Annotated in this window: 17 protein-coding genes; 13 read left to right on the top strand and 4 right to left on the bottom strand. The window is 63.0% G+C overall.

From position 1 onward, the window contains the following. Nucleotides 1–231: 231 nt before the first annotated feature. Nucleotides 232–2508, top strand: a complete 2277-nt coding sequence (locus B6V73_RS12195) for a glycosyltransferase (protein ID WP_168174895.1) — start codon at nucleotides 232–234, stop codon at nucleotides 2506–2508. Continuing rightward, nucleotides 2505–3665 (top strand): hypothetical protein, encoded by a 1161-nt coding sequence (locus B6V73_RS12200; protein ID WP_088725383.1) that lies wholly within the window; start codon nucleotides 2505–2507, stop codon nucleotides 3663–3665. Before B6V73_RS12195 ends, B6V73_RS12200 begins: the two co-directional genes overlap by 4 nt. On the opposite strand, the gene B6V73_RS12205 is transcribed toward B6V73_RS12200, so the two are convergent. Continuing rightward, the gene (locus B6V73_RS12205; protein WP_088725384.1) at nucleotides 3631–4428 is read right to left on the bottom strand and encodes an ABC transporter permease; all 798 of its coding nucleotides are present in this window, start codon (nucleotides 4426–4428) and stop codon (nucleotides 3631–3633) included. The genes B6V73_RS12200 and B6V73_RS12205 overlap by 35 nt on opposite strands. Before the next feature lie 75 nt (nucleotides 4429–4503). Here B6V73_RS12205 and B6V73_RS12210 point away from each other — a divergent pair, with 75 nt between their 5' ends. The 3 genes from B6V73_RS12210 (at nucleotide 4504) to B6V73_RS12220 (ending at nucleotide 9253) form a co-directional block, all read left to right on the top strand. Further along, nucleotides 4504–5733: a hypothetical protein gene (locus B6V73_RS12210; RefSeq protein ID WP_143597901.1), complete on the top strand. Its 1230-nt coding sequence runs from the start codon at nucleotides 4504–4506 to the stop codon at nucleotides 5731–5733. A gap of 5 nt (nucleotides 5734–5738) precedes the next feature. Next, nucleotides 5739–6392, top strand: coding sequence for an ABC transporter ATP-binding protein (locus tag B6V73_RS12215; RefSeq protein WP_075773817.1), 654 nt, complete (start codon nucleotides 5739–5741; stop codon nucleotides 6390–6392). A gap of 134 nt (nucleotides 6393–6526) precedes the next feature. Further along, nucleotides 6527–9253 (top strand): DUF4214 domain-containing protein, encoded by a 2727-nt coding sequence (locus tag B6V73_RS12220; protein WP_088725386.1) that lies wholly within the window; start codon nucleotides 6527–6529, stop codon nucleotides 9251–9253. Here the strand turns inward: B6V73_RS12220 and B6V73_RS12225 are convergent. Further along, a complete protein-coding gene (locus B6V73_RS12225) occupies nucleotides 9250–10647 on the bottom strand; it encodes a phosphomannomutase (RefSeq protein ID WP_088725387.1) in 1398 nt (465 codons plus the stop codon). The two genes, B6V73_RS12220 and B6V73_RS12225, sit on opposite strands and share 4 nt — an antisense overlap. Before the next feature lie 142 nt (nucleotides 10648–10789). On the opposite strand from B6V73_RS12225, the gene B6V73_RS12230 reads away from it, so the two are divergent. Continuing rightward, entirely contained in the window at nucleotides 10790–11857 is a 1068-nt protein-coding gene (locus B6V73_RS12230; RefSeq protein WP_088725388.1) for a DUF2793 domain-containing protein, read from the top strand. A gap of 3 nt (nucleotides 11858–11860) precedes the next feature. Here B6V73_RS12230 and B6V73_RS12235 read toward each other — a convergent pair whose 3' ends face one another. Both B6V73_RS12235 and B6V73_RS12240 read right to left on the bottom strand, forming a co-directional pair. Then, nucleotides 11861–14239 (bottom strand): glycosyltransferase, encoded by a 2379-nt coding sequence (locus tag B6V73_RS12235; RefSeq protein WP_168174896.1) that lies wholly within the window; start codon nucleotides 14237–14239, stop codon nucleotides 11861–11863. A 116-nt stretch (nucleotides 14240–14355) separates the two neighbouring features. Beyond that, complete coding sequence (locus B6V73_RS12240) at nucleotides 14356–14847, bottom strand: DUF4405 domain-containing protein (RefSeq protein ID WP_088725390.1); 492 nt, start codon at nucleotides 14845–14847, stop codon at nucleotides 14356–14358. A 240-nt stretch (nucleotides 14848–15087) separates the two neighbouring features. Between B6V73_RS12240 and secE the strand changes: the two genes are divergently transcribed. The 7 genes from secE to rpoB all read left to right on the top strand — a co-directional run bounded on the left by secE (nucleotide 15088) and on the right by rpoB (nucleotide 22914). Then, nucleotides 15088–15273: a preprotein translocase subunit SecE gene (secE, locus tag B6V73_RS12245; protein ID WP_075773824.1), complete on the top strand. Its 186-nt coding sequence runs from the start codon at nucleotides 15088–15090 to the stop codon at nucleotides 15271–15273. Between the two features lie 243 nt (nucleotides 15274–15516). Further along, nucleotides 15517–16056 carry a transcription termination/antitermination protein NusG gene (nusG, locus tag B6V73_RS12250; protein ID WP_075773825.1) on the top strand — a complete coding sequence of 180 codons (540 nt, stop codon included), beginning with the start codon at nucleotides 15517–15519 and terminating at the stop codon, nucleotides 16054–16056. A gap of 106 nt (nucleotides 16057–16162) precedes the next feature. Further along, the gene (rplK, locus tag B6V73_RS12255) at nucleotides 16163–16615 is read left to right on the top strand and encodes a 50S ribosomal protein L11 (protein WP_075773826.1); all 453 of its coding nucleotides are present in this window, start codon (nucleotides 16163–16165) and stop codon (nucleotides 16613–16615) included. Nucleotides 16616–16618: 3 nt separating this feature from the next. After that, nucleotides 16619–17317: a 50S ribosomal protein L1 gene (gene rplA / locus B6V73_RS12260; protein WP_075773827.1), complete on the top strand. Its 699-nt coding sequence runs from the start codon at nucleotides 16619–16621 to the stop codon at nucleotides 17315–17317. 258 nt (nucleotides 17318–17575) lie between these two features. After that, entirely contained in the window at nucleotides 17576–18088 is a 513-nt protein-coding gene (gene rplJ / locus B6V73_RS12265) for a 50S ribosomal protein L10 (protein WP_075773828.1), read from the top strand. A gap of 66 nt (nucleotides 18089–18154) precedes the next feature. Beyond that, nucleotides 18155–18529, top strand: a complete 375-nt coding sequence (rplL, locus tag B6V73_RS12270; protein ID WP_075773829.1) for a 50S ribosomal protein L7/L12 — start codon at nucleotides 18155–18157, stop codon at nucleotides 18527–18529. Nucleotides 18530–18777: 248 nt separating this feature from the next. Then, on the top strand, nucleotides 18778–22914 hold the full coding sequence (gene rpoB / locus B6V73_RS12275) for a DNA-directed RNA polymerase subunit beta (RefSeq protein WP_088725391.1): 4137 nt from the start codon (nucleotides 18778–18780) through the stop codon (nucleotides 22912–22914). The last annotated feature ends 30 nt before the right edge of the window (nucleotides 22915–22944 follow it).

A 22944-nucleotide genomic window follows, 5' to 3' on the forward strand; every position in this document is an offset into this window, starting at 1 on the left:
GTGCTGGGCAGAATTTTCCGGGTCTTTCATCGATATGCCGACGCGAATCTCCGAATCTCTCGGACTATGGGCGGTTTGGGCGCGCGCGCAGAAGCTTGGGGCCTGCATGTCACGCGATATGAGTATAGCGGAAACCGTCTTCGGCTGGAGGGGCGAATCGCCGCTCCGGAGCTGGTCTTGCGGTTGGACTGCGTGACGCAACGATGCGCCCTTGAACCCGACGCTTCAGGGGTGGCGAAATTCGCCTTCGATCTGCCGTTTTGGCCCGGTCGGGTAGAACTGGCCATTCCCGGTAAAGGAGCCGAAGGGCAGGGAAACGAAAGCTGGACCTTGCCGCCGATCGGACGCCTTCGTCTCACTTTCGGGCAGCTGCGTATTGCGCCGATATTTCTTTGGCGGCTCGCCTCTCATGCCGGCGACATCTGGCGATGGCGAAGCCGCGGCGACAGTTCCGCGGGGATGAGGGTGAAGTCGGCACTGGGGTTTGTGGCGCAATCGCGAGGTGCGCTTCTACCGTCCGACTTGTTGCGCACCGGACCGCCTGACGAACCGCCGGCTTCCCCCGCGATCGTGATTGTCTTGCCAGTTTTCAACGCGCGGAATCTGCTGCGCGAGACGCTCGATCGCATCGTTCGGCATACGGATCTCGATTGGCACATGATCGTGGTCGAAGATCGCTCGACCGATCCCGAGATGCGGCCGTTTTTGCGCGATTGGTGTAAGGCCCAAGCCAACGTGACGCTTCTGGAAAATGCAGCGAATCTGGGCTTCGTCGCCTCCGTCAATCGCGGGTATGAGGAGGTCCTGAATCGCTTCCCAGACCGTCCCGTGGTCTTGCTGAATTCGGATGTCTTCGTGCCTGCGGGCTGGGCGTCGCGGCTTGTGGAGCCGCTCACCGACCCTGAGGTGGCAAGCGTGACGCCAATGTCGAATGACGCGCAGATATTGTCGGTGCCGATGCCTGGTACGCGGAGCGATCTCCCGCCCGGGGCCGTCGATGAGATCGATGCCGTCGCCGCGAAGTTGGAACCTTCGCAAGCGCGCGCCGATCTGCCCACCGGGATCGGTTTTTGCATGGCGCTCGCACCCCGCTTTCTTTCCCAACTCCCGTGCTTCGATCCGGGGTTCGGGCGCGGCTACGGAGAGGAGACGGATTGGTGCCAAAGGGTACGGCGGCTCGGGGGGCGCCATGTCGGGATAAGCTCGCTTTTCGTCGAGCATCGGGGCAGTGCCTCCTTCGGTCCGTCGGCGCGCCAGAAACTGGTGGAACGCAATCACGCGAAGATCGAGCGGCGCTATCCGAGTTATCCGCGCGCGGTCGATCGGTTTCTTAGCCGCGACCCGCTCGCAGCTCCTCGTTTTGTGCTTGCCTTGGCGCGTGCGGGCGCATTGCAGGCCGCGCCGCTCAAAATCTGGCTCGGGCATTCCCTTGGTGGCGGCGCAGAGATTCGGTTGCGTGAGGAAATCGCCGCGGAGCTTCGCGCCGGGCGGCGCGGCATCGTTCTGCGTGTCGGCGGTACGGCTCGCTGGTCCATCGAGCTTCACGACCCGCTCGGCCTATGCATCACAGAGACGGCGGATCGGGCAGCGGTCCTTTCTCTGCTGCAGGTCCTTCCAGAACGCCACGTAATCTATTCCTGCGGCGTCGGTCATTCGGCGCCGCTCGAAATCCCAGAGCTGTTAGTCGATCTGTCCCGAGGGCACCAACTCGACATTCTTTTCCACGACTATTTCCCTCTCAGTGAGGCATACACCCTCCTGGAAGAGGGGCCCAGTCTGCGCGACATCCCGGTGCGTATCGATCTGCGCGCCGGATTCCGAAAGCCGCCTCGCGCGCATTCAAGCGGCGACCGATCGGAATGGGAAGCTGCATGGGGTGCCGCAATGACCGCGGCGACGCGCTTGCGCGTTTTCTCGCACAGTTCCGCTGGCATCGTTGCGTCGGTTCGCCCCGACCTTGCGGATAAGATAGACTGCAAGCCGCATGACAGGAGGCGACCTGCACCTCTGACCTATCCGCATCACAGGCAACTGGCGAACTCCGGCACCTCCTCGAATGCTGACAGATCTGCGCAGCCCGTTATTGGCGTGCTTGGCCATATCGGCCTGCACAAGGGAGCCTCGGTCGTGGAAACCGTAGGCGATGCGTGCATCGCTGACGGGCGCGCGCGGCTCGTGCTACTGGGGACTCTCGATCCGCGGTTTCATCTTGACGCGCCGAACCACATCCATGGGCCGTTCGAGCGGTCTGACTTGCCGATACTCGTTGCGCATCACGGAATCGATCGGTGGTTTATCCCGTCGCTCTGGCCGGAGACCTTTTCGTTCACGACGCACGAGGCCCTCGGCACCGGCCTGCCGGTGACCTGTTTCGATCTCGGCGCACAGGCTGAGGCGGTCAGGGCTGCGGGCAGGCAGGGATGCGTTTTGCCGCTGCCACGGTATCCATCGGATGTCGACATGGGTCGCCTGCTCGGACAGCCCGACTGCGAAAGGTGGGTGGCATGACATTCGAGGACAGTCTTGCTGTCTTCCACGTCGGCGCTCCGAAATGCGGCAGTTCGGCCCTTCAATCGGCATGGAGCGTACGCCCGGACAGGGCGTCACGCACCGGACATCGCGTGCGCTATATCGGCGCGGCGAAGGTCAGGGGATTGGTGATGCCGCTGCGCGGCAGGGCCGTGTCACATGCCGCGGCGCTTTCTCCTTACGGATATGTCTCGATGCCAGATCCGGGTCGCGAGGTCGGGGCAAGCCCCTTCGCCGCTTTCCTCCAGAGAGAAATGGCGCGCGCCCACAGAGGCGGCTACATCCCGTTTTTCTCGAATGAGGGATGGATTCGGCGCCCCGAAATTTTTGCGTCGCTGCTCGCCGACCTTGGCCATCCGCCCGTCACCGTGTTGGCCTTCCTGCGGCCGCCTTTGACATGGATGAATGCGGCGTTCTGGCAGTGGGGCGTCTGGAGCCGTCCCTGCTTTGACGATTGGCTGCGCGCCTGGCGGTGTCCTTATAGCTTCGGTGCCGATCTCGCGGCTTGGGTGCGTATTCCCAATGTTCGCTTGCAGGTCGCCCCGGTAGGGCAAGACGCCGTCGCTTACACCGATGCTCTCTTTCAAACATCGAGCCAGCCGTCCCGGCAGCGTCACAGAACTGGCAGCGCGGCGCAGATTGGTTTCCTACTGCGCAATCGGCGCTTCCGCCCAGATACCCATCGCGCCGAAATCGAGTTCCTGTTGCAGAGGCGTTCGGCGGCGGGGCCTATGCTTCGCCGCGCGTGGGCAATCGCGCCGCATCACGTGGAGACGCTGCAGGAGATCGCGCAGACCCAGCGCCAAAAGCTCGAGCGCGTGTTACCTGCGACCCAGGCGGAGGCCATATGCGACGATCCGTTCTGGGCTTCACCCTATCCCTATCATCCCGAAATAGAGAAAGGTCCTGCACAGCTAGACGATCTCGACGAATTGCGCATCTTTGCGGGGCGGCTCCTCTCTGGGTCATGGCCAGCGGACGCAACGCTTGGAGAACTCGATCGGTTGATCGCAAAGCGTCTCGATACCCTTCTGCACAAGGACCGTTGTGGTCGGTGGCGTGCCGCGCTGTTCGGTGCGCCTTCGCGCCGGTCCGCAACGCTCACCTTGCGAGGAGATCCCGGTAACGCGTCCTGAGCGCCAGAAGGCCGATGGCCAGCGCCACGAGTGATACGCCGATGACCCAAGGCGCGGAAAGATGATCGGGTTCGTAGGTCGGGAAGATCCCGTGCCTAAGATAGCCGATGACATGTACGAGCGGGTTGAACCACAGGACGTCTGCGGCCCACGTCGGCAGGTGATCGGTGAGGAAAAACACACCGGATATCAGGAACATAGGTCGCATCAGGATCGACCATATCTGCTGCCAGACAGGGATGCGCAGGAAGAGAAAACAGTTGAGCGTTCCGATGCCGAAGGACAACAGCACGGCAAGACTCGCCGCCTCGAATATCCGCAGCGGATCAGGGCTCGCGCGGGAGTCGAAGATCAGCAGGCAGCCCTGAAGAACTAGGTAAGAGACGATGAGTTTCGTGAGTGCGTTCAAAACGAGTCGCGCGATGAGTGCATCGAGAAAGCTCACCGTCGGATAGGCCAGAAGGGCGCGCGAGTAGGTGAGCGCGTTGGCGACTTTCGATTGGACCTCCGAAAACAGCATGAAGGGCAGTAGCCCTGTCGCATAGAAAAGCGCGAAACTGGCTCCGAGCGGCGGAGCATGGAAGGTCAACGAAAAGAAAAGAGTGAGCAAGGCGATGCCGCCGACCGGCTCGAGGAGAGCCCAGAGATAGCCCCCCGGCGAGCGGCCGTAGCTGGCGGACATCTCGCGCAAGATGAGCGCGCCGATCGCACGAAGAGCCGGGAAGGACCGGTTGGGGGGACTGGGCGCATGTGAGAAAAACATTTCGAGCCTCGTTTACCGGTTTTCAATTCGGATCGTGTTCGCTGGGATCCGATGCGATCAATAGTGGAGCCAATTGTGAAACACGCGGTTAACGAGCCTGCGCGTGCCGCGCCCGTTCTCGCGACGGGGGCGGGGTTGCGCGAGGTCTCCCAGCCGCTACGACCAGCGCCGAGCGCTTACGCCCCGCCTGCCCGCAAGGCGCGTTGGCGGCGGCGCCATCATGCGGTGGGGTTGAGCTTCGTGGCGCTGGTGGTCGCGCCGGTTCTGGCCGCTGCCTGTTTTCTTTACGCGCAGGCTGCAGATCAGTTCGTCTCCCGCGTCGGCTTTACGGTTCAGCGCAAGGAGGCCGGCCCGGCATTCGATATTTTCGGCGGGCTATCCAGCCTGTCGGGGGCGTCTTCGGACGATACGGATATTCTGTATGAGTTTATTCAAAGCCCCAGCCTTGTCGCCGAGATCGACGATGCGCTCGATCTGAGAGCGATTTGGTCGCGCAAGCGATCAGATCCGGTGTTCGGGCTATCGACCGACGCCAATCTGGAGGATCTTGTCGCCTATTGGCGGCGCATGGTCCATGTGTGGCACGGCGCGGGTGCCGGGCTGCTCGACATCGAGGTGCGGGCTTTCGACCCGGTCTCGGCGCAGAGGATCGCGCAGACCTTGATGGCCCGCAGCTCGACGATGATTAATCGGCTCAGCAACGCGGCGCGCGAAGACGCGATCCGCCATGCGCGCGGCGAGTTGCGGCGGGCGGAGGGGCGACTGAAGGCGGCGCGCATGGCACTCACCACCTTCCGCAATCGCCATCAACTGATCAGCCCGGAGATGGATTTGCAAAGCCAAGCTGGGGTTCTGGGATCGCTGCTCGAGCAGCAGGCGCATGTGATGATCGAGAGCGATCTACTACGCGGCACCGTGCGCAGCGGTACGGATCCGCGGTTGAAGCAGGCCGAGCGGCGGCTGGCGGTGATCGAGAAACGGATCGTGGCGGAACGGCGCAAGCTTGGCATCGAGGGCGGCACGAAGGACGAAGCCTATGCAAGCATCGTGGGCGAATTCGAGCGGCTCATGACGGAGCGCGAATTCGCAGAGCGTGCCTATGCGGCAACGCGTGCGAGCTTTGAGGCGGCGGAGGCCGAGGCGCGCCGCAAGAGCCGTTTTCTCGCGACATTCATGGCGCCGACCCTCGCTGAGAGCGCCGAATATCCACGCCGCGAAACGCTTCTTGCGCTGATCGCGGGCAGCTTGATTTTGCTTTGGGCGATTGGCGTGCTGGCGGGCTATGCGATCCGGGACCGTCGGTAACCGCGATGATCCGGCTGCAAAATCTCGGCAAGAGCTTCCGCGTTCCCGGTGGCGAGAAAATCGTGGCGCTCGATATCTGCGCGAGCTTTCCCAGCGGGCGATCCGTCGCACTTCTGGGGCGCAACGGGGCGGGGAAATCAACGCTTCTGCAAATGATAGCGGGGACCGCACGGCCCGATCGGGGCCGGGTGATCACGCGGGGCAGCGTCTCCTTTCCTGTCGGCTTCGCAGGGTCGTTTCACAATGACCTGACAGGCGCGCAAAATTGCCGCTTCATCGCGAGGATCTACGGGGTGGATACGGATGAGATGGTGGCCTTCGTGGAGGAGACTGCAGAGCTCGGGCTGCATTTCCGAATGCCGCTGCGCAGCTATTCTTCCGGGATGCGCGCGCGATTGGCCTTTGCGGCGTCGATGGCGATCAGTTTTGACACCTATCTCGTCGACGAGATCACGGCGGTCGGCGATGCGGCGTTTCGCGAGAAGAGCGCAGCCCTGTTTCGCGACCGGCTGAAAGAAGCCGGAGCGATTGTGGTCAGCCACTCGATGAACCAGTTGCGCGAGATTTGCGATTGCGGCGCGGTGCTCGAGCGTGGACGGCTTGAGTTTTTCGACGATCTCAATGCCGCGATTGCCTGCCACGAACGCAATATGCTTTGAGTTGGGCGATGTCAGCCGTTGAATTCTATTAAAATATTGAGAAAAAACCATTTTCGGGCCGCTTTCCCTCCGCGCTCTGAGCCCAGCCGCGCCTCATCCTTGAAACAGTGAGAACGTTGAAAACGGAGGTGGCTATGCCTCAATTGACGCCGGTCGCGACCGTAACGAATGGTGCGGAAAATTTCATGACGTCGATCACCGACCTGCTTCTCGTGCAGGGTGAGACGGGGCCGACGCTTTACTCGATTTCCAATGCGCCAGGCGGCATCGCGCAGCTTCCGCTGACCGCGCGGCTGAATTCGAGCGATCTGGCTTATCTGAGCGAAAGTGCGGGACTGGATGCAGCCGGGAGGCTGACCGAGATCTCGATCGACGGCAGTCCTGCCTTGATGGCGACCGGTTCGGCATCGGGCGCGTTTCAAGCGGTCTGGCTAAACCAGAATGACGGTGGAATCAGCGATGTGTTTACGCTGCCGGGGGCGGTTGCGCCGGGTGCGGTGCTTGCGATCGCGCCGCTGCAACTCGACGCGCAGAGCTTTTTCGTCGGCGCCCTGGCGCATGGGAGCGGGCTGCATGTCTGGCAGATGGGTGCCGGAGGCCGGATGACAGAGATCGCGCAGGGCGCTGCGGGCGCCGCTTGGTCAGCGAATGATGTCCATACTCTCGGCACGGTCGAGATCGACGGGGCGCAATACGTTCTGGCCGCCTCGGCTACGGATAATTCGCTGACCACGCTCGCGCTCGATAAGCAGGGACAGCTGAAGATCGCCAGTCAGATCGATGCGCGCGACGGCCTCTTCATCAACACCCCTAATTCGATCGAGACGGTCCATGTGGGCGGTCAGGCTTATGCGCTTCTAGGAGCGGCGGGCACAAGCTCGATTTCTGTCGTGGCGCTCGGTCCGGGCGGGCGGATGGAGGTCACCGATCAGATCAATGACGACCTCGGCACGCGGTTCGAGGGCGTGACGACGCTCGAAACCGTGACGATGGGCGATCAGGTCTATGTGCTGGCCGGAGGCGCCGATGACGGGGTCAGCCTGCTTACGCTGCTGCCCGGCGGCAAACTGGTCCAGATCGGGACCTTGGCGGACGAGATCGAAACCGCGCTGACCGATCCGGCTGCGGCGGCGATGATCGCGGATGCGACCGGGCTCGATATTTTCGTGGCGGGCGACGTGTCAGCGAGCGCGAGCGATCAGGGAATGGGGATCAGCCATATCAAGGTGGAGTTGGGCCCTGCCGGTCTGGCGCTGAAGCTTGGCGATGGCGGCGAAACCGTGAAAGGTGGGGCGGGAAACGATCAGATTTCCGGCGGCGCAGGCGATGACGAAATCCACGGTGGGGCAGGGGCGGACATCGTGCAAGACGGCGGCGGTGTGGATACGCTTTGGGGGGGCGAAGGGGGGGACGTCTTCGTGCTCGATGCGGATGGGCGCACGGATTTCATCATGGATTACGAGCCCGGCATCGATCGGCTCGACCTCTCGAGCATGGCCTGGTTCTACACCAAGGAGGCTTTGGACATTACCCCGACCGCGACGGGGGCGGATATTCGGATCGGCGACGAACGGGTGATCTTGAATACCGCGAATGGCTCAAGCCTGAGCGCCGCGGATTTCGAAACCTCGGAGCTGCGCGATCTGTGGCATTCCGCGATCAACCCGCTCGAGGTCGGCGATATCCACAAAGAAGGTACAGCGCAGGGCGATATCATAGATGGGCGCGGCGGGGACGATCTGCTGGTCGGCAATGACGGGGCGGATATCCTGCAAGGCATGGGCGGGGATGACCTGCTAAATGGCGGACGGATCGATCGCAGCTACGATCCGTTCGCGGCACAGGTGTTCCGGGTCTATCAGGCGACGCTTGACCGGGCGCCCGATGGAAACGGTCTGCACTATTGGACGGACCTTCTGTCGAGTGGCGCGATCGATCTGCAGGAAGTCGCGGACCGATTCATCAACTCGCCGGAATTCCAGTCGAACTACGCGCAGACGAGCGACGCGGAGTTTCTGACACTGCTTTACCAGAACGTGCTGGATCGAAACCCCGATAGCGGGGGGCTGAGCTATTGGCTCGACCAGCTCGATCGGGGGGAACGAAGCCGGGAGGAGGTTGTCTTGGGATTTTCGGAAAGCCCGGAATTTAGGAAGGCCACGGAAATCGACACGCTTCTCCTGAGCCAGGCCAGCACTCAGACGGATTTCACCGACGATGTGTTTCGCCTGTATCAGGCGACGCTCGGGCGCGAGCCGAATCTCGGCGGGATGATATATTGGAGCGAGATGCAGGCCGACGGAATGGAGTTTCTCGACGTGGTCTCGGGCTTCGTCAACTCGCCGGAATTCACCGCAACTTACGGCAGTCTCGACGATGCCGGTTTCGTCTCGCTGCTCTATCAGAATGTCTTTGGGCGGGCGCCGGATAGCGAAGGGCTGACATGGTGGGTCGATCAACTCGACAGCGGAGGCTACACTCGCGAGAAGGTCGTCGCCGCCTTCGCGCAAAGCCCCGAGATGATAACCCAGACGGCGCAGTCGCAGATCGATTGGTTCCGTTCCTTCGGCTTCGAGGATCAACTCGATGGCGGCGACGGGTACAACCTGCTCCAGGGTGGCGTGATGGCGGATCAGTTCGTGTTCCGCGCTGATGAAGACGGGCATCACGTCATCATCGATATCGAACCCTGGGATCAGCTGAGCTTCGAGGGGTTCAACTACAGCTCTGCCGCAGAGGCCCGCCACCATATGGTCGAGACCGGCTCCGGCGTGACGTTCTCCGATCAGGGCGTCACGGTCGAGTTCATCGACACCGATCTCGGCCTGTTCTCCGACGGGATGTTCGACCTCTCGGGCTAGGTGAGTTCCGTTCGTAGTGCGGCGAGGTAGCTTGCGACAAGGCTCTCTGCGCGCTCGGGCGTCGCGGCTTCGGCGTAGCAGCGGCATTCAGGAGCGTTGCCAGAGGGCCGCAGATGGACGATCTCGCCCGAAGGGAAGGTTAGGCGCAGACCGTCGGTCTGGTCGATCCGCTCGGCCGGGTCGAAATCGCTGAAGAATTCCGTCCGTGCGACGGGATCGGCCGCGAGGCGATCAATGAAGGCGCGCGAGCGGTCGGTCGAGACTTCGGCGACCCGGTCGGCTGCGGTGAAGCGGGCGGGCAGCTGGGCGACAAGTCCGCTGAGGGCGGTGCCGGCCTTTTTCGCTGCGACCAGCGGAGCGACGATCGGTAGCAGACAATCGCGCGTTGCGAGCGGCGCGATCTGCCCGACAGGGCCCGTTGCGGTGAAGCCAAGAAGGAAGCCGCCATTGGGCTCATAGCCTACGACCTTCGCGGCTGGATCGGCAGCGCGGGCGGCCCCCATCGCGGCGATCACGAAGGGCGATCCGATCTTAGTGCGATGAATGCTGTCGAATTCTGGCATCGCGTCGACCATCGTATTGGCGGAGACCGGGGTGCAGAGGATTTTCGCCCCGAGAAGCCGCGCGGTCAGCGCCCCCAGCACGTCGCCGGGGATCAGCGTGCCGGTCTCGTCGGTCAACATCGGGCGGTCGGCATCGCCATCGGTCGAGATCACCGCATCCAGCCGTTGCTCGGTGCACCAGCCTTGCAATGTTTCGCGAGTCTCGGGGGCGATCGCCTCGGTGTCGACGGGGATGAACTCGTCCGATCGGGCGAGCGGAACAGCGGTCGCGCCCATCGCCTCGATCGCGGTGACCAGGATGTCGCGAGCGACCGAGCTGTGTTGATAGACGCCGATGCGCAGGCCCTCGAGAGCCTCCGAGCCGAAGGCGTCGACATAGCGGGCGATGTAGTGCGCCGCGGTATCTGCCCCGGGGATTTCGGAGCCGCACTTCTCGGTCACGGGATGGTCCTGACCGAGCCGGTCGAGGATGGCGGCCTCGTCCTCTTTCGCGATCTCGCCATGCGGGACGTAGAATTTCAGCCCGTTGCGATCGGCGGGGATGTGGCTGCCGGTGACCATGATCGCGGCGTTGCCCGCCCCCATCGATGCGAGCGCGAGCGCGGGGGTAGGGAGCGCGCCCTCGCGGATCGCGGTGAGACCGGCGTCGCGGATTGCGGCGATGACGGTCTCGGCGATCGCTGGGGAGGAAGGGCGCAAGTCCCAGCCCACATGGACGGCTCTGCCCTGCGGGCAGGCAGACAGGAACGCGCGGGTGTAATCGGTGACCAGCGCGTCGGTCAGTTCGGTGACAAGGCCGCGCAGCCCGCTGGTGCCAAATTTCGGTGCCATAAGTCCTCGATTGTCGCGCCGTTGCAATCGCGTCGACCCTAGGGGGAGGGGGGGGACAGGCAAGCACCGTGCGCCGCTCTCAGATACAGTTAACGCCAGATTCCTATCGTCGGTCCCATCGCAACCATCGCAGGAAATCCCGATGCCCGATCAGACCGCCAATCTCGCGCTGCCGCTCATCCTTGGCAGCCAAGCCCAGAAACACGTCACCCATAACGAGGCGCTGCAACGGCTCGATACGCTTGTGCAGCTTGCGGTGATTTCGCGCAGTGTAAGCGAACCTCCGACCGGTCCATCCGAGGGGGCGAGGTATCTCGTGCCAGCCGGTGCGCTGGGCGCATGGGCGGGGCACGACGGCGCGCTTGCGATCTTCTCGACCGGGGCTTGGCAATTTCTGAGCCCGCGTGAGGGCTGGTGCGCTTTCGTGCTGGATGAGGCGGTGGAACTGGTCTTCGCAGCAGGCGCCTGGGACGTGCCGCCGTTGCCGGAGTTGAGCCAACTCGACGGTGTCGGGATCATGACTGGCTATGATGCGGTGAACCGGTTTTCGGTTGCTGCAGAGGCTTCGCTGCTGAGCCATGCCGGGGCGGGTCATCAGCTCAAGCTGAACAAGGCAGCGGCGGCGGAGACGGCGAGCCTGCTGTTCCAGTCGAACTGGTCTGGCCGGGCCGAAATGGGACTGGCGGGCAGCGACGACTTCGCGATCAAGGCGAGTGCGGATGGCGCGACATGGTTCGAGGGTCTGCGCATCGACGCGGCCACCGGGCGCGCGACGATGTCGCAAGGCGCGGTGATCGACGGAGCGCTGACAGGCAGCGGCGTCGTCGGCACGGTCGCGCAGGTCGGCGGCGTATCGACGGGTGCCGTCATCGAGCAGGGCAGCACCGCCTCGGGCGATTACATCCGCTTTGCCGATGGCACGCAGATTTGTTCGGCGCAGCTGAGCCTTAGTTACGTCGCGGATTGGGCGCTCAAGGAGGACTGGGCTTATCCGGCGCAATTCGCGCAGGCGCCCTGTCTGAGTGTCGCGCTCGATGCGGACAGCCTCGCGGCAGGCAGTGCCATTAGTGCGGGTGCGCTCTCCTTCGCGGGAGTCGAGGCCGTCACGAGTTCGGGCGCGCGCGCCGTGGTCTATGCCGCGAATGGCGCGAGTTTCCTCAGCGGTGAGAGTTGCGATCTGAGCGTCACCGCGATCGGGCGCTGGGTGTGACGCTTAATCGGCGGGGCGAGCGAGCGGTTTGTGCGCCCCGTCGAGCCGGATGAAAATCTCGGACAGGCGGACACTGTAGCGCGCGGCGATCGCATCGGCGGAGAAATGGCGGCGCACGAAGGCTTCGGCCTGCGCCGCCTTTTTCTTGCGCGCATCCGGGTGGCTGCGCGCGGCTTGTAATTGGGCGACCGCGGCGGCGTGATCGGGCTCGCCCCAGCGCATCCCCGGTTCGACATAGAGATAGTCCTGCGGCGCGACTTCGACTTCGGTCGCAGGTACAAGCCACGCGGTCTCTTCGTTGCAGAATTCCAGATTGCCGGAATAACCCGTGCATAGGACCGGCACGCCAAGCACCATCGCCTCGAGCATACCGAACCCCCAGCCCTCGGAGCGATGCAGCGATACGTAGAGGTCCGCACCGGTCATCAGCTCCAGCACTTCCGCGTGATCGAGCGTCTCGTCGAGCAAAGAGATGCGCGGGTCCGTCGCCAGGAGCCGCTCGATTTCGGACCAAAGCATGGCTTGCGCCGGATCGCAGATACGGCCGCGATTCTGCGTCTTGATCAGTAGGCGCACCTCCGCATCCTCGGCAAAGGCCGCGCGGAAGGCGTGGATCGTGCCGAGCGGGTTCTTCCGTTGTACGAACGAGAAACTGTCGAAACTGGCGAGGCAGACGAAGCATTGCTCGGGCCAATCGTTGCGTCGGCGCAGGGCGCTGCGCGCGTGGCCCCGGTCGATGGCGGGCGGTTCAGGATAGCACATCCCGACATTCACCACCGGCTTATCGGTCGCCTTGCGGTAAATCTCGGCGCAATATTCCGAGGGCACCCAGACCTCGTCGATCAGATCGAGGGCGAGGCGATGGCAGGCAGGGGCTCGGTTCAATTCCCAATGCATATAGGCGATATTGTAGGCGTCGGAGTAACAGTCGGCATCGAAGGAGAAGACCGGGGGGATCGCGTGTGCATTCAGGTGCAGGAGGTTGATCCGCGCGGGGCGGGATACGGCGGTCTTGGTTCCGCCTTGCGCTGGCGTCGGATTGTCGCGCGCGCTTTCCACCGCGTTGAGCGTGACGTCGCAGCGGGACAAAATGTCATGCGAGAGCCGCGTCGATTGGCCCAGTCCGGAGGCTTTCGCGAAGGGGCCAAGGACTTGAACATCGACCGGGACGCCCTTCGGGGCAGGGCGGGTGGCAGCCGCGAGACGATGGCCGCCGGGTGCGCGCAGGAACGCCATGCTGTCGAGGTCGAACCCATTCTCGCGCAGCGCCGCTGCATAGTGCGCGCGGGTGATCGGCGGGCCGGGATGCAGCCGCGCGCAGACATCCGAGAGGCGACCGCCTTCGAGAAGCATCTTCGTTTCACTTCGACGCAGGAACAGCAAGATCTCGGGCCGTTCGACCGCGAGGATCATCGCGAGCACATGCAGCATCCGGCGGTGGCGCTCGATTTTCGGCGAAAACTGCGCGAGCGGCGGGATGGCCTCGCGCAGGGCCAGAAGGCCGCGGGTCATCGGCCAGGGGCCGGGGGTTTCCGACTGGGACAAAGACTCGATCAGGCTGGCGGGGAGGAGGCAATCGGCGATGCCGAGCGACGGGGCCCCGCGAAGTGCCCATGCGGTCGCGGTGTCGCGATCGTCCCCGGTCTTGCCGAGGATATGCATCGCTCGGCTCGGGCCGCCGGGGTGGATCTCCGTATTGAGCCAGTCGATCGCGGCGCGACTCAGCGGGATTTGCTGTGCCGGGTGCTGCGCGGCGTGGCTCTCAAGATACCAGCGGAGAATGTTCGATACCGCACTGTCGCTGCCATCAAGAGGAAGCTGCTTCGCCATCCCCGCATGATGGCGCGCGTAGTCGATGTAGGAAAAGAGCGGTGCGGGCAGCGCCTCTTCCCTCGCGCGCGAGGTGAAAAGGGGGTGCTGCGCGCTCAGATGGGGAGTGCGGGCCCGCTCTGTCCCGGCGGTGCGTAGCGTGACGATCGGGCCAAGCATATGGCGCCGCAGAGCGTCTCTCTCTTTCGGACACGGTGCCGCATCGGGGTCGAAGCGCAGCGAGGCAATCGGGCCGCCGCCGGGAAGGTGCAGGCTGAGCGCACCGCCTGCGGCGTCCTTCAGGGCCGGCGAGAGAGGGAGCGCGAAGCCGTGGTTGCCCGCGCCGATGCCTGCCTGCACAAGATCGGCGCGAAACATTGCCGCGCGCCCCGACCCGAGCCGCCCAGCGTTACAGTGGATCTCGATATCGAGCGAGGCGCTGTCGCCTGTCTTCGCGAGCCAACCGATTACCCTTCCGTTCTCGAGCCGCTCGAGCCGCTCGAGCGCGCCGCGATAGCCGCGCAGGCGGTGGAGGAACGAGACGGCGGACGGGGGCGGGGCGAAAGTCGACATGCCAAAATTGTCTTCGAGAAAAGTCAATTTTTGATGGATAAGCCCCTGTCCATCGCCGGCGATAATCGCAACACTCCGCGCCACCCGGAAATTGGCGGTTGACGCGGCCGGCGTCATTACGGCTGCACCATCAATTGTTCGGCCAGCGCCGCGGCGGAGCTGGCCTGCGCCGCGGCGATTTCAGTCAGGCTTTGCGTCACGGTGGCGCCCAGTTTGGCGGCGGCATCCGTTCCCGAGATTCCCAGCACCGGGGCGGCCTCGGACAGCGGTGCGTCGAACAGCGCTTGGGCGATCGCGAATTGCGGCGGACCCCGGCGCGCGCCGTTCTCCGGCCCGATGACGGAGGGAAGCGCGAAGGCGAGTGCCGCGACGAGGGAGAGGGCAAGCGCCAGCGCCATGGGTGCGCGCTTCAGGTAGCAGCTCATCGGTCGCCAGTTCTTCCAGATGTGCAGTCCGAAAGGCACGATCAAAACCATCGAGAGCCATTCATGCATCCCGTGAAACCACGCGCTGCCCCAATGGAAGAAAAGGGCGATTCCCGAAACCAGCGATACGAGAAAAAGACCGGTGATGAGCGGCGTGGCGTAGCGGTTGAGGATTGCGGGCATTGAAGGCTCCTGTGAAACTGCGACCGCGTGCGTTTGCGGACATCAACTTCCACGCGGGACGAGCAAATTTCCGTCCTCAAAGCCGCCTTGCAGCCCGCGCATGACGCTTGCGCGGGGGCAGGAAGGCGCAACAGCCTTGAAATCCGCGAGGGGAGCAAGTATCTGGCGGCAGTTGCGCCGAAAGCGGCGCGGTTTTTTCGGCTCAAGGGCGCCGCATTGGGCGCGTAAGGAACGACGACGATGGCAAACCCACTCCAGTTTCTCCAGCAGGTGCGCTCGGAAGCGGGCAAGGTGGCTTGGCCGAGCCGCCGCGAAGTTCTGCTGACGACCGGCATGGTGCTGGCGATGGCGGCACTGACGGCAATCTTCTTCTCGCTGGTGGACTGGGTGATCCGTCTCGGCGTGACGCAGGTGATCGGGAGCTGATAGGCCCCCGGGCGCTCGCCGCCAGACCTAATTCGCAGTTGCGGCGAGGAAGTGATCGCGCTCCAGCCTTACGCTCTTGAAATCACAGGGCTCCGGCGGTAAAGGGGCGGGACTTTCCCAGAGGCGGCGTGCATCGATTCGCGTGGTGCGCGCTGTTTTTTATTCTGGGAGGCGCGGGTAATACCGTGAAATAACAGGAATTTTCGGCGCTCCGGCGTCGGCGGCAAGAGGCAAAGAATCGGCATGGCGAAGCGTTGGTATTCGGTAAGCGTTCTCTCGAACTTCGAGAAGAAAGTGGCCGAGCAAATCCGTCAGGCCGTGATCGATCAAGGTCTGGAAGACCAGATCGAAGAGGTTCTGGTGCCGACCGAAGAAGTGATCGAGGTGCGTCGCGGCAAGAAAGTGACCTCCGAGCGTCGCTTCATGCCGGGCTACGTGCTGGTGCGGATGGAGATGACCGACAAGGGTTATCACCTGATCAACTCGACGAACCGGGTCACCGGGTTCCTCGGGCCGCAGGGTCGGCCGATGCCGATGGGCGATGCGGAAGTGAACCGCATCCTCAGCCGTGTCGACGAATCGGGTGAGCAGGCGGCACCGCGCAGCCTCATCACCTTCGAGGTCGGCGAGAACGTGAATGTGACCGACGGGCCCTTCGAGGGCTTCTCGGGCATGGTCGAGGAAGTGGACGAGGCGGCGAGCCGCCTGAAAGTCACCGTCTCGATCTTCGGCCGGCCGACGCCGGTCGAGCTGGAATACACGCAGGTGCAGAAAACCGCCTGAGTGGGAGCCGTGGGAGGCGAGGGGCCCTGCGCGACAGGGAGGCCCGGACCGAACCACTAAACTTCGCGACCCCCTAGGGGCGTGACAGTGATAAGGAGAGGGCCACATGGCCAAGAAAGTTGTTGGGCAGCTCAAGCTGCAAATTCCGGCAGGCGGCGCGAACCCGTCCCCGCCGGTCGGTCCGGCGCTGGGTCAGCGCGGGATCAACATCATGGAATTCTGCAAGGCGTTCAACGCCAAGACGCAGGAAATGGACAAGCAGGCGAAGATCCCGACGATCATCACCTACTACGCCGACAAGTCGTTCACCTTCGAGATCAAGCAGCCCACGGCTAGCTTCATGATCAAGCAGGCGGCCGGTCTCAAGCCGGTCGGCAAGCGTAACCGTCCGAAGGGTTCGGAAGCTCCGGGCCGCGTCACCGCCGCGACCATCACCGCCGCTCAGGTGCGTGAGATCGCCGAAGCGAAGATGAAGGACCTGAACGCCAACGACATCGAAGGCGCGATGAACATCATCCTCGGCTCCGCGAAGTCGATCGGCATCGAGGTGAAAGGCTAAGTCATGGCAAAGCTCGGTAAACGCACCAAAGCCGCCCGCGAAGCCTTCGCCGGCAAGTCGAACGTCTCCGTCGAGGAAGCCGTTTCGCTGATCAAGTCGAACGCGAACGCGAAATTCGACGAGACCCTCGAGATCGCGATGAACCTCGGTGTTGACCCCCGTCACGCCGACCAGATGGTTCGTGGCGTCGTCGCTCTGCCGAACGGCACCGGCAAGACCGTCCGCGTGGCTGTCTTCGCTCGTGGCGCGAAAGCGGATGAGGCCAAGGAAGCCGGGGCCGATATCGTCGGCGCCGAGGACCTGATGGAAACCATTCAGGGCGGCACGATCGAATTCGATCGTTGCATCGCGACCCCGGACATGATGCCGATCGTCGGCCGTCTGGGTAAGGTCCTGGGCCCGCGCAACCTGATGCCGAACCCGAAGGTCGGCACCGTGACGATGGACGTGAAAGCGGCTGTCGAAGCGGCGAAAGGTGGCCAGGTTCAGTTCAAGGTCGAAAAGGCCGGCGTCATTCATGGCGGCATCGGCAAGGTCTCCTTCTCGGAGGAGCAACTGGCCGAAAACATCCGCGCCTTCGTGGATGCCGTGACCAAAGCCAAGCCCGCCGGCGCCAAGGGCACCTACATGAAGAAGGTGTCCCTGAGCTCGACGATGGGCCCGGGCGTCGCAGTCGACATCACGTCGGCGACCGGCAACTAAGAGAATTCCACCGGGGGAAACCTCGGTGGGTGGTGGGGCGGCGGCCTGAAGTCTCCGCCCTGACCTGTCCGAGACGGAGGGTGCCAGATCCCGCAAGGTGACGGCTTAATTTCCTTCCTGAGATGGGGATCGAGACCAATTCCGGGTTTGGGCCTTCGGGCCGATCTCGGGCGATCTGGCCTCGGGCCCTTCGGACCCGACCCCGGGAAACCGGGACAATGAGAGCCGGGGGGAAACCCCCATACTTGGAGTGTAACTGTGGATAGAGCCCAAAAAGAGAAAGTGGTCGAGGAACTCGGCCAGATCTTCGCAAGCTCTGGCGTCGTAGTGGTTGCTCACTACGAAGGCATGACGGTTGCTAACATGCAGGATCTCCGCGCACGCATGCGTGAAGCGGGTGGTTCGGTTCGTGTTGCCAAGAACAAGCTCGCCAAGATCGCCCTTGAAGGTCAGCCCTGCGAAAGCATCGCTGAATACCTGACGGGCATGACCGTGCTTTCCTATTCCGAGGACCCTGTCGCTGCGGCGAAAGTGGTCGTCAACTATGCCAAAGAGAACGAGAAGCTCTCGATCCTCGGCGGCGCAATGGGAGACTCGGCACTCGACATCGCTGGTGTCAAAGCTGTCGCTGACATGCCGTCGCGTGAAGAGCTCATCGCTCAGATCGTGTCGCAGATCGGCGCACCCGCTTCGAACATCGCCGGTGCCGTTGGCGCGCCTGCTTCGAACATCGCGAGCATCCTTTCCACCATCGAGGAAAAGGCTGCGTAAGCAATCGACTTGTCCCGTAGCGGCTTGAAACCGCGACGTTGGAAACCCAAATCTAGGAACTGAAAAATGGCTGATCTGAAAAAACTCGCCGAAGAAATCGTGGGTCTGACCCTCCTGGAAGCCCAGGAACTGAAAACCATCCTGAAAGACGAATACGGCATCGAGCCGGCTGCTGGTGGCGCCGTCATGATGGCTGGTCCGGCTGCTGGTGGCGAAGAAGCTGCTGAAGAGAAAGACGAATTTGACGTCGTTCTCGTCGAAGCCGGCGCTCAGAAGATCAACGTGATCAAAGAAGTCCGTGGCATCACCGGCCTGGGCCTGAAAGAAGCCAAAGAGCTCGTTGAAGCTGGCGGCAAGGTCAAGGAAGGCGCTGCGAAAGCGGAAGCCGAAGAGATCAAGAAAAAGCTCGAAGACGCTGGCGCGAAAGTCGAGCTCAAGTAAGCGAGCCGGATGCGTCCGCATCCGATCTGAAAAATGGGCTGGGTCCGGGGTTTTCCCGGGCCCAGCCGAACCTGTCTCGGAGAGGGCTTTGGCGCCCTGAAGCCCTCTCCAAGGCGGTGTTCGCGGTTCGGGAGCCTTCCGGTGGGACGGAAGGCAGGTATGGAACCGCCCCCCCTTCATTCGCCTTGCGGCGTGCAATGGGCCCCGACATTGCATGTGCCGCGAAGAGACGAAAGGTCACGCAGAGCATGGCTCAAGCTTACGTTGGTCAGAAACGCATCCGTCGCTATTACGGCAAAATCCACGAAGTCCTCGAAATGCCGAACCTCATCGAGGTTCAGAAATCCTCCTACGATCTGTTCCTGCGCTCCGGCGAAGTGGATCAGCCCACCGATGGCGAGGGTATCCAGGGCGTTTTCCAGTCGGTCTTCCCGATCAAGGATTTCAACGACAACGCCATCCTGGAGTTCGTGAAATACGAGCTCGAAAAACCGAAATACGATGTCGACGAGTGCCAGGCTCGCGACATGACCTATTCGGCGCCGCTCAAGGTGACCCTGCGCCTCATCGTGTTCGATGTGGACGAGGAAACCGGCGCGCGCTCGGTCAAGGACATCAAGGAACAAGACGTGTTCATGGGGGATATGCCCCTCATGACCAAGAACGGTACGTTCATCGTGAACGGCACCGAGCGGGTCATCGTGAGCCAGATGCACCGCTCGCCGGGCGTTTTCTTCGACCATGACCGCGGCAAGACCCACTCCTCGGGCAAGCTGCTGTTCGCCTGCCGCATCATTCCCTATCGCGGCTCGTGGCTGGACTTCGAATTCGACGCCAAGGACCTCGTGTTCGCGCGTATCGACCGCCGCCGGAAACTGCCGGTGACGACGCTGCTTTATGCGCTGGGGCTCGACCAGGAAGGCATCATGGATGCCTATTACGAGACCGTCACCTACACCGCGAAGGGCAAGTCGGGCTGGGTCACCAAGTTCTTCCCCGACCGCGTGCGCGGCACCCGTCCGACCTTCGATCTCGTCGACGCGGCGTCGGGCGAAGTGATCCTGAAGGCGGGCGACAAGGCGACCCCGCGCATGGTCAAGAAATGGCGTGACGACAACTCGGTTCCCGAGCTGCTCGTGCCGTTCGATCACATCATGGGCCGCTTCTGCGCCAAGGACATCATCAACGAGGAAACCGGCTACATCTACATCGAAGCCGGCGACGAGCTGACGGCGGAATACGACAAGAACGGGGAACTCTCGGGCGGTTCGATCAAAACCCTGATCGACAACGGCATCACCGAGATCCCGGTGCTCGACATCGATAACGTCAATGTCGGTCCTTACATCCGCAACACCATGGCGTCGGACAAGAACATGAACCGGGAAACCGCGCTCATGGATATCTACCGCGTCATGCGTCCGGGCGAACCGCCGACCGTCGAGGCCGCGGAAACCCTGTTCAACAGCCTGTTCTTCGACTCCGAGCGCTACGACCTTTCGGCCGTGGGCCGCGTCAAGATGAACATGCGTCTCGACCTCGATGCGCCGGACACCCAGCGCACGCTGCGCCGCGAAGACATCATCGCCTGCATCAAGGGCCTGGTGGAGCTGCGCGACGGCAAGGGCGAGATCGACGACATCGACCACCTCGGCAACCGCCGTGTGCGTTCGGTCGGCGAACTGATGGAAAACCAGTATCGCGTCGGCCTGCTGCGTATGGAGCGCGCCATCAAGGAGCGTATGTCCTCGGTCGAGATCGACACGGTCATGCCGCAGGATCTGATCAACGCGAAACCGGCCGCGGCCGCGGTGCGTGAATTCTTCGGTTCCTCGCAGCTGTCGCAGTTCATGGACCAAACCAACCCGCTGTCGGAAGTCACGCACAAGCGTCGTCTGTCGGCGCTCGGTCCGGGCGGTCTGACCCGTGAGCGTGCCGGCTTCGAGGTGCGCGACGTTCACCCGACCCACTACGGTCGGATGTGTCCGATCGAGACGCCGGAAGGTCAGAACATCGGCCTGATCAACTCGCTGGCCACCTTCGCCCGCGTGAACAAGTACGGCTTCATCGAAACCCCGTACCGCAAGGTCACCGACGGTCAGGTCACCGACGAGGTGGTCTACATGTCCGCGACCGAGGAAATGCGTCACACCGTGGCGCAGGCGAACGCGACACTCGATGAGAACGGCAAGTTCATCAACGATCTCGTCTCGACCCGCCAGTCGGGCGAATACGCGCTCAACCCGCCGGAAATGGTGGACCTGATCGACGTGTCGCCGAAGCAGCTGGTCTCGGTCGGTGCAGCGCTCATCCCGTTCCTCGAAAACGACGACGCCAACCGCGCTCTGATGGGTGCGAACATGCAACGTCAGGCCGTGCCGCTTCTGCGCTCGGAAGCTCCCTATGTCGGCACCGGCATGGAAGCGACCGTCGCACGCGACTCCGGTGCTGCGATCATGGCGAACCGCGGCGGCATCATCGACCAGGTCGATGCGCAGCGTATCGTTATCCGCGTGACCGACGATCTCGAAGCGGGCGATGTGGGCGTGGACATCTATCGTCTGCGCAAGTTCAAGCGTTCGAACCAGTCCTCGACCATCAACCAGCGTCCGATCGTGAAAGTGGGCGACCGGGTGGTGAAGGGCCAGATCGTCGCTGACGGTCCGTCGACCGACATGGGCGAACTGGCTATCGGTCGCAACGTGGTCGTCGCCTTCATGCCGTGGAACGGCTATAACTACGAAGACTCGATCCTGATCTCCGAGCGGATCCACCGCGACGACGTGTTCACCTCGATCCATATCGACGAATACGAAGTGGCGGCGCGCGATACCAAGCTCGGCCCGGAAGAGATCACCCGCGATATCCCGAACGTCGGCGAGGAAGCCCTGCGCAACCTAGACGAGGCCGGTATCGTCTATATCGGCGCCGAAGTGGGGCCGGGTGACATTCTCGTCGGTAAGATCACGCCGAAGGGCGAAAGCCCGATGACGCCGGAAGAGAAACTCCTCCGCGCCATCTTCGGCGAGAAGGCATCGGACGTGCGCGACACCTCGCTGCGTCTGCCGCCGGGGGCTTACGGCACGATCGTGGAAGTCCGCGTCTTCAACCGTCACGGCGTCGACAAGGACGAGCGTGCGCTGCAGATCGAGCGTGAGGAAGTCGAGCGTCTGGCCCGTGACCGGGACGACGAGCTCGCCATTCTCGAGCGCAACATCTACGCGCGTCTCAAGACCCTGATCACCGGCAAGACCGCCGTGAAGGGGCCGAAAGGCGTCAAGGCTGGTTCGACCATCGACGAAGAACTGCTGGGCACCCTGTCGAAGGGCCAGTGGTGGCAGCTCGCGCTCGAAGACGAGGGCGACGCCAAGGAAGTCGAAGCCCTCAACGACCAGTTCGAGGCGCAGAAGCGCGCGCTCGACCTGCGCTTCGAGGACAAGGTCGAGAAGGTCCGTCAGGGCGACGATCTGCCTCCGGGCGTGATGAAGATGGTCAAGGTCTTCGTGGCTGTGAAGCGCAAGCTTCAGGCTGGCGACAAGATGGCTGGCCGTCACGGCAACAAGGGCGTTGTGTCGAAAGTCGTTCCGATGGAAGACATGCCGTTCCTCGCCGATGGCACCCCTGTCGATCTCGTGCTGAACCCGCTGGGCGTGCCGTCGCGCATGAACGTCGGTCAGATTCTCGAGACGCACATGGGCTGGGCTTCGCGCGGTCTGGGCAACCAGATCGACGAGGCGCTGAAAGCCTATCGTCGTAACGGCGACCTGACCCCGGTTCGCGAAGCGATGAAGATCGGCTATGGCGACGAGACCTACGGTGAGATCATCGAAGGTATGGATGACGAAGCGTTCATCGAGAGCGCCGAAGCCGTCCGCACCGGCGTTCCGATCGCGACCCCGGTCTTCGACGGCGCCAAGGAGGCCGACATCAACGACGCGCTCAAGCGTGCGGGCTTCAACGAATCCGGTCAGTCGATCGTGTTCGATGGCCGCACCGGCGAGCAGTTCGCGCGGCAGGTCACAGTGGGTGTGAAGTACTTCCTGAAGCTTCACCACCTCGTCGATGACAAGATGCACGCCCGTTCGACCGGTCCGTACTCGCTCGTCACGCAGCAGCCGCTGGGTGGTAAGGCGCAGTTCGGCGGTCAGCGTCTCGGGGAGATGGAGGTCTGGGCTCTGGAAGCTTACGGCGCCGCCTACACCCTGCAGGAGATGCTGACGGTGAAGTCGGATGACGTGGCAGGCCGAACGAAGGTCTACGAGTCGATCGTCAAAGGTGAGGACAACTTCGAAGCCGGCGTGCCGGAGTCGTTCAACGTTCTCGTCAAAGAGGTCCGGGGCCTCGGCCTCAATATGGAACTCCTGGACGCGGAGGATGAGGAGTGAGGGCTACGGCCCTCCTCTAAGCCCTTCCGC

Source organism: Thioclava sp. JM3 (genome assembly GCF_002213185.1).
Classification (GTDB): domain Bacteria; phylum Pseudomonadota; class Alphaproteobacteria; order Rhodobacterales; family Rhodobacteraceae; genus Thioclava; species Thioclava nitratireducens.